At 47.6% G+C, this 12,924-nt stretch carries 13 protein-coding genes; 12 read left to right on the top strand and 1 reads right to left on the bottom strand.

The features are described from left to right. Positions 1-3: 3 nt before the first annotated feature. From HMPREF9469_RS24985 to lepB, 5 genes are all read left to right on the top strand, one after another. The gene (locus tag HMPREF9469_RS24985; protein WP_007868689.1) at positions 4-300 is read left to right on the top strand and encodes a phage holin family protein; all 297 of its coding nucleotides are present in this window, start codon (positions 4-6) and stop codon (positions 298-300) included. Positions 301-360: 60 nt separating this feature from the next. Then, positions 361-942, top strand: coding sequence for a hypothetical protein (locus HMPREF9469_RS24980; protein WP_007868688.1), 582 nt, complete (start codon positions 361-363; stop codon positions 940-942). A 13-nt stretch (positions 943-955) separates the two neighbouring features. Then, positions 956-1,207: a hypothetical protein gene (locus HMPREF9469_RS24975; RefSeq protein WP_006780975.1), complete on the top strand. Its 252-nt coding sequence runs from the start codon at positions 956-958 to the stop codon at positions 1,205-1,207. Positions 1,208-1,546: 339 nt separating this feature from the next. Beyond that, complete coding sequence (locus HMPREF9469_RS24970) at positions 1,547-1,783, top strand: hypothetical protein (RefSeq protein ID WP_040417297.1); 237 nt, start codon at positions 1,547-1,549, stop codon at positions 1,781-1,783. Positions 1,784-1,929: 146 nt separating this feature from the next. Next, positions 1,930-2,439: a signal peptidase I gene (lepB, locus tag HMPREF9469_RS24965; RefSeq protein ID WP_227884703.1), complete on the top strand. Its 510-nt coding sequence runs from the start codon at positions 1,930-1,932 to the stop codon at positions 2,437-2,439. Here the strand turns inward: lepB and HMPREF9469_RS24960 are convergent. Next, the gene (locus HMPREF9469_RS24960) at positions 2,393-3,394 is read right to left on the bottom strand and encodes a serine hydrolase domain-containing protein (protein ID WP_007868686.1); all 1,002 of its coding nucleotides are present in this window, start codon (positions 3,392-3,394) and stop codon (positions 2,393-2,395) included. The two genes, lepB and HMPREF9469_RS24960, sit on opposite strands and share 47 nt — an antisense overlap. A 145-nt stretch (positions 3,395-3,539) precedes the next feature. On the opposite strand from HMPREF9469_RS24960, the gene HMPREF9469_RS24955 reads away from it, so the two are divergent. The 7 genes from HMPREF9469_RS24955 (at position 3,540) to HMPREF9469_RS24925 (ending at position 12,910) form a co-directional block, all read left to right on the top strand. Further along, a complete protein-coding gene (locus HMPREF9469_RS24955) occupies positions 3,540-5,930 on the top strand; it encodes a hypothetical protein (RefSeq protein ID WP_007868683.1) in 2,391 nt (796 codons plus the stop codon). A gap of 393 nt (positions 5,931-6,323) precedes the next feature. Continuing rightward, the gene (locus tag HMPREF9469_RS24950; RefSeq protein WP_007868682.1) at positions 6,324-7,373 is read left to right on the top strand and encodes a LacI family DNA-binding transcriptional regulator; all 1,050 of its coding nucleotides are present in this window, start codon (positions 6,324-6,326) and stop codon (positions 7,371-7,373) included. Positions 7,374-7,383: 10 nt separating this feature from the next. Then, positions 7,384-8,349 carry an ABC transporter permease gene (locus HMPREF9469_RS24945; RefSeq protein WP_007868681.1) on the top strand — a complete coding sequence of 322 codons (966 nt, stop codon included), beginning with the start codon at positions 7,384-7,386 and terminating at the stop codon, positions 8,347-8,349. Between the two features lie 276 nt (positions 8,350-8,625). Continuing rightward, positions 8,626-9,711 (top strand): sugar ABC transporter substrate-binding protein, encoded by a 1,086-nt coding sequence (locus HMPREF9469_RS24940; protein ID WP_007868680.1) that lies wholly within the window; start codon positions 8,626-8,628, stop codon positions 9,709-9,711. 231 nt (positions 9,712-9,942) lie between these two features. After that, a complete protein-coding gene (locus tag HMPREF9469_RS24935) occupies positions 9,943-11,466 on the top strand; it encodes a sugar ABC transporter ATP-binding protein (RefSeq protein ID WP_007868671.1) in 1,524 nt (507 codons plus the stop codon). A 2-nt stretch (positions 11,467-11,468) separates the two neighbouring features. Next, positions 11,469-12,020, top strand: a complete 552-nt coding sequence (locus HMPREF9469_RS24930; RefSeq protein ID WP_007868668.1) for a hypothetical protein — start codon at positions 11,469-11,471, stop codon at positions 12,018-12,020. Further along, on the top strand, positions 12,017-12,910 hold the full coding sequence (locus HMPREF9469_RS24925; protein WP_007868664.1) for an SDR family NAD(P)-dependent oxidoreductase: 894 nt from the start codon (positions 12,017-12,019) through the stop codon (positions 12,908-12,910). The genes HMPREF9469_RS24930 and HMPREF9469_RS24925 overlap by 4 nt, the downstream gene beginning before the upstream one ends. Positions 12,911-12,924: the final 14 nt, after the last annotated feature.

Genomic DNA, 12,924 nt, shown 5'->3' with positions numbered 1-12,924 from the left:
AAAATGATGGAACAGATTATGAACTATGTGCAGCCTGAGTTAATCGTTGTGGCGATTGTCCTTTACTTCTGCGGTATGGGTCTGAAGCAGACTCAGGCAATCAAGGACAAGTATATTCCGTTGATCCTCGGTGTCGGCGGCATCGTCCTTTGCGGAATCTGGGTTTTGGCCACTTCTCCATTAGGGAGTGGTCAGGAGATTGCAATGGCTATATTTATCGCAATTGTTCAGGGAATTTTAATGGCCGGTCTCAGTACCTATGTAAATCAGATCATTAAGCAGGCAAATAAAGATGAGTAGCAAGCGGACAGAGCGTGAAACCGTTCTTTTTTTTATTTCCAAAAGAGAGGATGAGAGAATATGGCTATTAACAAAGTAATCTATGGTGGAGAGACACTGATCGACCTGACCGGCGATACCGTAACCGCTGATAAGATTCTTTCCGGCTTTACCGCCCATGACAAAGGAGGGGAGCCGATCACAGGTACTTGTGAATATGACGTAGATTCTTCTGATGCAACAGCCGCTGTTGCTGAAATTCTTCAGGGAAAGACCGCGTATGTACGAGGTCAGAAACTGACGGGAACCATGAAGAATAACGGAGCTGTGACAGGTACAATTTCTTCAAAGGATGAAGAGTACACCATTCCGCAGGGACATCACGATGGTTCTGGTAAAGTTGGGATTTCGGCAGCAGAAAAAGAGAAAATCATTCCGGATAATATTCGAGAGGGTATTACTCTGCTTGGTGTAGAAGGTTCTATGTCAGGTACGGAAGATGCCAAACCACAGGCAAAGACAGTTACACCTTCTACAAAGGAGCAGACAGTGCTTCCGAATTCTGAGGAAGGATATAACTACTTATCGCAGGTTACAGTCAAAGCAATCCCATATAACGAAAGCGAGAATCCCGCTGGAGGTACTACGGTAACTATCGGGTAGGAGGGAGGCTTAAATGGCTACAAATAAAGTCGTTTACAGCGGCAGAACCCTCATAGATTTGACTGGGGATACTGTGACAGAAGAAACTCTGCTAAGAGGTTATACGGCTCACAGAGCAGACGGGACGCAGATTGTGGGAACAGCATTTGCCGATTATCCGGAGCGATATTCGTTTCTTGACCCTCTTCAGGATTCAAATGGAGAAAAGATCCTTGATAATTCGAATAATGTACTACAGGGTGAAACGGTGTATAAAAAGGTGTAGAAATGTCGTTTACTTCTTGAATATTCCTATACTTTTGATAAAAGAATGGCTAAAAATCAAGGTTTCCTGTTTCCAGGGAAGAAGCGGCTAAGGCTGGGAAGTTCTAAGAAAATGCTGATAGAATAAAACGTCATAGAAGATCTGAATATGTTTGGTGGTTGGAATCAATATTTTGATCATTACTAAACTATTGACATTTTCTTTTCCTTGGCGTACTATAATGTTAGCTGAGAAAAGTGGTTGTGTCTACTGGACGCAAAGCGAAACCCCAAGGAGTTGCACCTCCCTGGGGTTTCTTTTTCCTTTTGAAGAGGAATAACTTAGAGCAGTGTGATATCCATGCCAATCTATGAAATCAGAAAAGAAAAGCGATTGTATCCCAATGGTACACAGACACCCCCCAGAGAGTTGCAGCTCTCCGGGGGTTTTAATATCATATGGGAGAAAGATACCAAAGCTGCCTCCTTTTTCCTTTACATGCAGGATAATCCAGGACAACACCTGACAGCTCTCGCCGTTATCATGACCGCCTATCAATATTCAGAAAATTGGAAACCGGATTTAACGGAATGGTAAGGACTTTTCCGGAAATCCGTGATAAACTTATCCAATGTCATAATATGTAATACAGCAACAAAGGAGACATTATGAAAGAAATAAAACAGACATCCAATTCTTCCAATCCAGCCGACCCGGCGCCATTTAACCTGAAGCATGAGATCATGGAGTGGGTTAAGATTATTCTCATAGCAGCCGTGATCGCATTTTTCCTAAACAGGTTCATCATTGCCAACAGTCAGGTTCCTTCCGGCTCCATGGAGAATACCATCATGGCAGGAAACAGGATCATTGGTTCCAGGCTCGCTTATCAGTTTGGGGAAGATCCCCAGAGGGGAGATATTGTGATCTTTGACCATAAGACAGAGCCGGGCAGGGATAAGACAAGGCTGGTGAAGCGTATCATTGGACTGCCCGGAGAAACTGTGGATATAAAAGATAACCATGTGTATATCAACCAGTCGGAGATTCCTTTGGAGGAAACCTATCTTCCGGAGGAAATGCAGTCTAATACCTATCATTTTGAAGTGCCGGATGGGTGTTATCTGATGCTGGGGGATAACAGAAACCACTCGTCCGATGCCAGATTCTGGGAAGATCCCTATGTCCCGGAAGAGGATATTCTGGCTAGGGTGTTATTCCGCTACTATCCCGGCATTGGAAAGATCCAGTAACTACAGCCGGCAGTATGTACTCCTTTATCAGGATCCAGCGGTCTTTTGGCTGGGGGATGAACGCAGATGCAATAGCGGCCACCATATCCAATTGAGGGATACAGAAGATGGCATTCCCTCCATCTCCCATAGCCGCAAAAGCGGATATGTCCTTTTCCTGAAAAAGCCACCACATATACCCATATTGATGGGGATTTGCAGCCGCGGAAGCCCTGACCCATGATTGGGGCAGGATCTCATTTCCGTCCCAGCAGCCGTTGTTAAGGTACAGCAAACCGAACCGGGCCATATCCCGCGGCGTCATGGTGAGTCCCCATCCTCCGGTGGTAATGCCGTGGGGATCATGGGGCCATCCCTTCAGCTTTGCGCCAAATAAATCCTCATATCCAAAGCCGTCCATGGGATAGTCAGGAATAGATCTCATTCCAATGGGGCGAAACAGCATTTCATTGGCAAATTCCCTGGCGGATTTCCCTGTGGTCCTCGAAAGAACGGCGGACAAAAGGTGAGCGCTGGCTGTGGAATATTTAAAGGCGCCCGTTTCCCCTCCTTTTCCCAGCATATCCAGCGTAAACCTGACCCAGTCGGAAGAGGTGCAAAGTGATTCCAGGGGTTCCTGCCAATCCTCATAGGGATAGGGGGCTGTCATTGTAAGCAGATGTTTCAGCGTGATCCGGGAACGGGTTTTATTGGGATCAGTGAATATAAACTCAGGAAAGAATTCCATGACCTTCCGGTCAATGGAGTCAATATAACCATGTTTTACAGCAATGCCTATAAGTGCGGAAAGGATACTTTTTGTTACTGAGGCAACGTGGATGCAGTCATCCGGCCCTTTATTTCCATAATACGATTCATGTATGATCGATCCATTCCGGATAATTACCAGGCCGCGGATATTATCATATTCTTTTTGGATCAGGTCAGGGAGCTGCTCCCATACATTTCTGTTCATATCAATCATCTCCTTTTGATTTTCGTCTGCTGTCTTCCGCAAATCCACTTTATCCTGATATAAAATTATTTTCAACAAAGTTTTTAAAAATTAAGATATAATAAAGACAGGTCACCAAAAATTCCAAGGAATCAGGAGGAAACCTATGGGGAAGAGAAGGGATAGAAAAAGAACAGCTATAGTGTTGTCTATCTGTGCTGTAATGGCAGCGGTAATGTCTTTGGGGGGATGTACGGCTCCGTCCGCAAACCAGAGCGGGACCGGGACAAACCAGGGAAATGGGAGTGGAGGACAAAACGGAACAGAGGACAGCGCAGCAGCAGGGCAGGAAGAACGGGATCAGAAGGCACAAAATCAGGACACATGGGATCAGAAAACCGCCCCGGCCTATGTCTATTACATAAAGAACACAGATCTTATGAGAGCGGATGTGAACAGGGTAATGGATGAGGGAGAGAACCCGTCCGTGGTCATGAAGGGCGCGGGCCCCTGCGCAAACCTGAAGGATTATTATGATGTTAAGATATCCGAAGATGGAAGCTTTCTCGTATTCAACTTTGAGATGGAATCTGAAAATTTCAGTGTGGATGAGAAGCTGATTGCTGTCAATGACAGGGATGGGACGGCAAAGGTGTTATATGACGGATATGCATACACTGTAATGTGCAGGAACCGGCTATTATACCAGGTACCGGTTAAGGTGGATTTAAAACAGCAGGCAGGTCAGGCTTTGTCATCCCGGAAACCGTATGATATTTCTGAACAAAAGTATGACCTGTATTCCTACACGCCTCAGACAGGCAGCTGCCTGGAAGTTGAAGATGTGTATAATTTTTATCCTTCAGAGGACGGGGCTGTCATCTGCTTTACACGGAAAGGGGAGCATGGAAAGGAAAGGCTTTACAGGTACAGGGACGGTAAAGAGGAATTTCTGGCTGATGATGTGCAGGTTGCTGGGGTAAATGGGGACTGCAGCAATATTTATATGTCCGGGTTTCAGGAGGATGGGGACCTGTGTTATTTTGAAATGGATAAGATAAATAAGGATGGAACGGTTGAGGAAATCCTTTCCAAAGCAGACAGGGCCGGCAGCTATTACCTGGACTCCGGTTCGGACAGTGTTTATTACTCGGTCTATGGGGAGGATGGAATCAATTCCCTGTACTATTATAAAGAGGGGGAAAAGAAGCTTTTGTCCGACCAGGTATCCATGGTCTGGGAGTTCATAGAGAAACCACATTGGCTGGCTGGGGAAGCTATGATCCTCTACCATATAAACGGGAGTGGCAAGAGCCGGTTGTTTGCAGCAATTGACGGTATTGTGTCAGAGTTTGCGGTCCCGGACATTAGGGACAACTGGGTGAATGATTATGACTGGTATTTGGCGGGGAGTGAGGATGCCGTCTATCTCTCTCTGACCAAAATGGATGATTCATACCAGGCCCAACAGAGCTGGATCTATGAATTTGATTTAAAGGGCGGCCTGCCGGGACAGTCCCCCAAGTGCATCGCCAACGGCACGAAGCTGGATCTTGTAAGAGAGGAACAGGAATCTGTATTTTACACAGACTATAACACCTCTCAGGATCTGTACTGTGATGGAGTTAAGGTACTGGAGAACTTTTCCACTGAAGGCCTTCTTAAAACAGGCCAGGGGGAATATTTTGCATTTTGCGCAAAGGAGCGGTCTGCGCCGGATCTTATGCGCATCACCACAGCCGGTTCCTCCAAACTATTCCTGGAAAATGTGGTTCAATGTGAATCCTTTGCAGGCGGCCTGCTTCTTTTTTCAGACTGCAGGACAAATTACCCATACCTGGGAACCCTTTCCTTTTACAGCGGTCCGGACATAAAGGTGATCGATGAAGATGTAACTGTTTTTTTCCAGCATGGCGATGATTTTGTGGATATGGTTCCCTGGGATTGGGACTGGAACGGAAGCAGCGGGACACAGGCGGATTTTGCAGACTATGGAGGATCTTATGACCCCAATCAGGACGCCATGGGCCGGGCCTATATTGACGGAACCACCTTTTATCACACGGAATACGGATTCTGTCTTGACCTGTCCAAGGGCAGCGGGCCCGGGGATTACTATGAGATAAATGATAATGACCAGCGTGTGGGACTCATATGCTATGACGGAGATGGAAACGAACGCTACGGTGTTTACATAGGGGAAACTCCAATGGAAATGTGGCAATTTTACAGTGATCAGGGAAATGCCGCTGATTTTGGCCAGTGGATGCTGGAAATGTACGACCGCACCATTGAGCAATACGGCCTGAAACGGGGGAATGAGTTTTGCCTGGAAAAAGCAGAGGACATGGATTTTGACGGGCAGAAGGCAATGAAGCTGGTCTTTAAGACGGAGGACGGGCTGATGACCATCAAGTCCACAATGTTCCGGTATTTTATCCCGGATCAGGAAAATGAACGGTTCATTGAATTGGAACGGTCTTTTATGATAGAAAGCCAGGAGGATATGGAAGCATTTGAACGCCTGGCGGAATCCCTGCAATGGACGGATAGATAAGCACCGGAAACAAAATACACGGAACACATAAAACATATAAAACACATAATGTACACAGAACATGCGCCGCTGATCAAAGCCGGTGCATGTTTTTGTATATCTTACTCATGGGCAGGGATAAAAACAGGTAAATCTATAAGCAAATAACGTTTACATACTTTTAAAACAACCTGAATATGACAAAAATGTTATAAATAAGACGAAAATAAACAAATTAATGTTGACAATGACCAAGAAAAATGATATGTTAAAGACAGAAAACGTGAACGTTCACGAAAATATAAGATGAAAATCATGGTAAAAAGTGGATTAATGACCATGTTTTTCAGGTATACATAGGAGAATATAACGTAATCGTTCACAATAAACAAATGGAAATGAGGGATGAGCACTATGACGACTATGAAAGATATTGCGAAAATGGCTAATACCTCCATCGGAACCGTTGACCGGGCGCTTAACAACAAGCCGGGGGTCAGTGCAAAGACGCGGGAACGGATCATGGCAATTGCAGAATCTCTGGATTACAAACCCAACCGCCTTGGAAAAGCGCTGGTGCTGAGGAATAAGAACATGCAGCTTGGATTCATTATTGAACCCATTACCAATCCGTTTTTTGAGGAATTGAAAAGGGGAGCGGAACAGATGCGGGATGCCCTGAATGAGTATGGTATCACGACCCACATTTTCTGCATGAATACCCATGAAGAAAAGGAGATGGTGGAGCTATTAGACAGAATGAGTGATATGGGGGTTGCAGGGATTGCCTTAAACGCGATCAATTCCCCGGTTGTAATTGATAAGCTTGTAAAACTCAGAGAATCCGGCCACAGGATCGTGACCTGCAGCACGGATATCAGCCGCGGTTATCGGGACTGCTTTGTGGGGTTCTGCCATGAAAAAAGCGCGCGGGTGGCTGCGGAGCTGCTGGCTAAGTTCACCGGGAAAAAAGGGGAGTTTTTGGTGACCATAGGCTACCGGTATATTATGGCCCATATGCAGAGGCTGAATGGGTTTGAGTCCAAGATCAAAGAGGAGTATCCCGGGATCAGTCTGGCCGGCGTATTGGAGGTGGAGGAAAATGACGAGATAGCATTCAGGGAGACCTTAAAGGCATTGGAGGGCAATGACAGGATCAACGGCATTTTCATAGCCGGATATGGGATTAAAGGAGTTGCCAAGGCTGTGGAGGTGAAGAACCTGGGCAGGGATATTAAGATCATATGTTATGATAATTCTGCATTTGTCACTGACTATGTGAAAAAGGGGGTCATTGATGCAGTTATCTGTCAGGACCCGGAAAAGCAGGGGTACATGGCGCTGAAGATATTAAGCGACCTTATCATTGGGGATAAAGAGGTCAGATCAGATACATATACCACCAGTATTGATATCAGGCTTTGCGAGAACATAGACAAAGACATTCAGGATTGGGATATTTGAGGAGGGTGTAATGAGATCAGAGGGAAAAAAGAGCAAAGGAAAACGGTTTAATGAAATTGGGGTATTGGGGGCGCTGGTGCTGCTGTGCGCAGTCATAAGCATTGCAAATCCGGCATTTTACTCGGCCAGTAACCTTATCAACCTGGCCAGGCAGACATCCTATGTGGTGATCATTGCCATATTCATGACAATGGTGATCATCGTGGGCGGTATGGACCTGTCCGTGGGTTCTGTTATAGGCGTCAGCGGGATCGCGGTTGCCATGTTTCTCAAAATGGGGCTTCCGATTCCTGTTGCAGTGGTTGCGTCCATGGTGGTCGCATCTCTGGTGGGGCTGTTTAACGGAACCCTTATCGTTCTGGTAAGGATGCCTGCATTTATTGTTACCCTGGGCACCATGTACATAGCAAGGGGAATCTGTAACGGCCTGACAAAGGGTGTGCCTGTGTATCCGCTGCCGGAACAGTTTTCCGTGATTGGAAACGGGACCGTGTTTGGCGTGCCGGGATCTGTGTTTTTTGTCATCATTGTTGCATTTGTTCTGGACTTCATATTAAAAAACACCACCTTTGGCAGGTCCGTGTATGCGATCGGGGGAAATGAGGAGACCGCAAGGCTGTCGGGGATTAATGTGACCAGGATCAAGATCATGATTTATCTGCTCAGCAGTCTGGCGGCAGCGGCAGCAGGGGTTATCATGACTTCACGTATCGAATCAGGCCAGACTTCCCTGGGGCAGGGGTGGGAGATGACTGTGATCGCGTCCGCCATCATTGGAGGGACAAGTATGCTGGGAGGTTCCGGAACCGTGCTGGGTACCGTACTGGGGGCAGCGCTGATGTCGGTCATATCCAATGGAATGATCATTATGAATGTATCCGTGTACTGGCAGAACATAGCCATCGGAGCAATTATCGTATTGTCGGTAGCCATTGATCTTATTAGCAAAAGGCGGGCAGGTCTGGATGTAAAGTGATATAAAGTCATGGAAAGACCGCAGAGAAATCAGGGGAAAGGAGGAGCAGGGAAAGCCTTTAAAGGAAACGCTTTTTGTTATGGGAATAAAAAATAAACGTAACAGTTCAGGACGGCGGGAAAATGGGTGCAAAAGCGGGCGTTAAGCTTGCTTATAAGTCCGTTTTTGCATCCATTTTCACATCGGATGGACATCCGATGCTTCTTGACCGGCTTTTCCGGTCAAGAAGATGAGCCGTCCTGAACAGTTACAAACAATGAAAATGGGAGGGTAAAGATGTTTAAGAAGAGTGTAAGTTACTTATTATGCGCGGCAATGGTATCAGCGTCACTGGCAGGATGTGGAGCTTCAAAGGCTGACAGCGGGGCAGGAGCAGGAACAACGGCGGCGGGGTCCTTAGCAACGGCGGCAGGATCTGCAGCAGGAGGCGCCGAGGCAAAGACTGAAGCGGCGGCAGCGGCTCCGGACCGGAAGATCAAGATCATGTTCGACTGCCCAAAGGTAAACGACCCTGTATGGCTGATCGCAAAGGAGGGCTTTGAGGCTGCCGGAAAGGATCTGGGATTTGAGGCCGTGTGGACGGGGGCGGATGACCACTCGGTTGAGAAGACCGTGGAAGCCATTGAGAACACCATTGCGGCGGCACCTGACGGAATCGTATGCTGCCCATTCTCACCCACTGCATTTACCAATGTACTTGGGAAGGCGCAGGACAGCGGCATTGTGGTCACTACCGTATGTGTGGATGCGGACAGTGAGGACCAGAGAACTGCATTTGTGGGTATGGATCCATATGCCTGCGGGCGTTCCCAGATGGAGGCAATTGTGGAAAAGCTGGGCAAGGACAAGAAGGTGGTCATGGGCGTTCTCATGAGCAACATTGACGCAGCCAACCAGATTTCCCAGCTTGAGGGCGCAGAAGCCTACATGAAGGAAAATGGGATCGAGTATGAGATCGTTGACAAACAGGCGGATAATGCGGACCCTGTTCAGTCATTGGATAAAGTCACCACTATGATCAAAGCAAATCCGGACATCAATGCAATTTTCAGCGGAGAGAGCGGAGGCACTCCGGGGGTTGGCAAGGCTCTTGAGGAACTGGGGGTTACGGATCAGGTGGTTGCAGTGTGTATGGATGATACGGATATGAACCTGGATGCGGTGCGCAAAGGACAGGTGTATGCAGTGGCTGCCCAGGACTTCTTTGAGATGGGTTATCTGGGAGCGGAGCTTTGCTATAAGGCCATACTGGGAGAGGAAGTTCCCTCATCTGTGGACTCCGGCGTGACCATTGTAACAGCTGAAAATGTGGATACATACGAACACGATTCTGATTATCCGGAAGTGGACGCTGCAAGATAGGAGACAGGATGGAGTGGAGACAGAAAGATGAAATTAAAAAGGTATAGACCGTTGATCCATCGTCATGTTTGGGGAAACAGTGCGGAATGAATGGGCCTATACCAAATCCAATTATACAGAAGTAAGGATAAAAAGTCAAACTTGACAGAGACAGGAAATAGATTCGGAAAATTGATTCATCCGTATTGCCGCAGATCATGTGCGGCAATACGGAGCGTAGGAGACTGGTCCATGAATGATTATGTTTTAGAGATGAAAAATATCACAAAAGAATTTCCGGGAGTAAAGGCGCTAAGCAATGTCAATATCCGGGTAAGGGCCGGTGAGATACATGCCTTGGTTGGTGAAAACGGCGCAGGTAAGTCCACGCTTATGAAGGTGTTAAGCGGGGCATATCCCTGTACCTCCTACAGCGGGCAGATCTTTATTGACGGAGAAGAAAAAAAGTTTAACAGCCCGTCTGATTCCTCCGGATGCGGTGTTGAGATGATATATCAGGAGATCAGCTGCATGCTGGATATGAACATCGGGGAGAACATATTTATAGGAAGCTATTACAAAAAACAGAATGGCACCGTGGACTGGAAACGGATCTACAGGGAGGCGGAGGCAGCCCTTGCAAAAGTGGGCCTGGATGTTCCGGTGAGGGAGACTATGCGCAATTTAAGCGCAAGTGAGCAGCAGCTGGTCCTGATCGCCAAAGCGATCAGGAAAAAGCCCAAGGTGCTGGTTTTGGACGAACCCACATCCACCCTGACGCTGAAAGAGACTGATAACCTTCTAAAGATCCTCCTGGAGCTGAAGAAGGACAATATTTCCTGTATTTACATATCCCACCGTCTCAATGAGGTGTTTGATGTGGCGGACAAGATCACCGTATTAAAGGACGGGGAGACACAAGGGGGATTTGACCGCTCAGAGTTTGATTACAGGGCGGTTGTGGAAAAGATGATCGGCCGCAAGATTGAAAATATGTATCCCAAGGAAACCGTGAAAATCGGGAAGGAGATCATGAGGGTGGAAAATGTGGTGGTCCAGCATCCCTATAACAGGCAGAAGAACATTGTGAACGGAGTCAGCTTTTCTGTGCGGGAGGGGGAGATACTAGGCCTTTCAGGGCTTGTGGGCGCTGGGAGAAGTGAACTGGTCAACGCCATTTTCGGGTCCTATAAAGGAAAATACAGCAAGACTGTATACATGGACGGAAAAGAGGTAAGGATCGATTCTCCCCGCACCGCCATGCAGTATGGGATTGGCCTGGTGACAGAGGACAGGAAAAAGGATGGAATTATAGCCATGGCATCCATTAAGGAAAACATATCCATCGCCAGCCTGAAGAATATCTCCAGGAAGGGCCTGATCAACAGATCCAAGGAAAAAAAGCATGCCCAGGAGATGAAGGGAAGCCTGAATATCAAGGCAGGATCCATTGATACCAAGGTGCTGAACTTAAGCGGAGGGAACCAGCAAAAGGTGGTTCTGGCAAAATGCCTGAGCACAAATCCAAGAATCCTTATATTAGATGAGCCCACTAGGGGGATCGATGTGGGGGCAAAGGTGGAAATATACAAAACCATATCCGGGCTGGCGGCAAAGGGGATCGGAATCATCATGATATCATCTGAACTTACGGAGCTGATCGAGATGTGCGACCGCTTTCTGGTGATGACCAAAGGTACGATCACGGCTGAGCTTAACAGGACCAATGTAAGTGAAAACGCGATCATGATGGCTGCGACCGGGGCAGAGGGGTAAAAATGATACAAATATGTAAAATGAATGAAAAGGTATGGAACTATCTGGAAGGTAAGGGGCTTATCTCCTCTGTGAGGAGCGGGAATGACCTGTATGCCATGGCTGATGACAGGGCACAGGTGGAGGTTGTTTTGGAATGCAATGATCATGGGGGGAATAAATTGATCAATGTGGGGATGAACCTTTTATGGCCTTCCATGTTTCACCATCATCCGGCCCATGAAGAGGTGTTTCTTTTGTCCGGCAGGGATACAAAACCCTTATATATCGCATTTGCCTTTGACGGGCTGGCTGATTTTGTTAAAAAGCGGGACCGGAGGGAGCTTAAGGAATCGGACTTTATGATCGTGGAGATGGTATATGATCATCCCGGGTTCAGCTGTTTTGCCATCAATCCCGGCGTGCTTCACGGTGAGTTCACCTGTCCGGGAGAGAAAGCCAATCCGGTGCTGATCGTAACCGAGCCCTCTGATATGGCCACTGACCTGGTGGATATCTCCGGCATAAAAGACATGTTTATAAACGCAGTAAAAAGAACACAGGAGGCAGTATGAGACTGAAGGATAAGGTGGCAATTGTTACAGGCGCAAGCAGGGGGATCGGTGCGGAAATCGCGTCCATGTTTGCAGCGGAGGGGGCCAGGGTGGTGTTGGCTGCCAGAAGTATGGAGGAGATGGAGCAGCTGCGGCAGTCCATCAGCAGGCAGGGGGGAGAAAGTATCTGCGTCAGCACGGATGTACGCAGCAGGGAGAGTATGAAAAACATGGTGAAGACCGCCTGCGATGCCTATGGAGCCATTGACATACTGGTCAATAATGCGGGATATCCCATGTTTGGATATGCTGTGGATGACGAGGATGAGGAGGCGGAAAAGCGGTATGAGGCCATTATGGAGACCAATGTAAGAGGCTACTGGTATGGGGCCAGGTTCGCGGTTCCGTATATGAAAGAGGGAAACAGGGGCAGTATCATTAACATATCCTCTGTCAGAGGCCATCTGGGGCTGGCCAATGAGACCGCATACTGTGCGGCCAAAGGTGCGGTTAAGATGATGACCAAAGCCCTGGCCGTTGAACTGGCCCCTTATAATATCCGCGTCAACTGTATCTCACCAGGGGCGATCCAGGTAAAGGTGGGCCACTGGGTATTATCCAGATACGGTCAGGAGATTTATGATGAATATGTGGAGAAATTCAGGGATGTACATCTTTTGGGTATGGAGTGCAACCAGCCCCTGCATATGATAGGGGAGCCAAGGGATATTGGATATACCGCGGTCTATCTGGCATCGGAGGAGGCGCGGTTTGTGACGGGAAGCGATATTGTGGTGGACGGAGGGCTGACCTCTCTGCTGCCGGAACCGGGCGCTCTTGATATGGAGACATTGGTGGCGCTTCACGGAAAACAGGGGCCCATGAACCAATGGTTCCAGTCCCTGGGATGACAGGGCGTACTCTA

This window comes from [Clostridium] citroniae WAL-17108, from assembly GCF_000233455.1.
GTDB classification, from domain to species: Bacteria; Bacillota; Clostridia; order Lachnospirales; family Lachnospiraceae; genus Enterocloster; species Enterocloster citroniae.
This window is presented reverse-complemented; position numbering and strand designations above follow the sequence as displayed.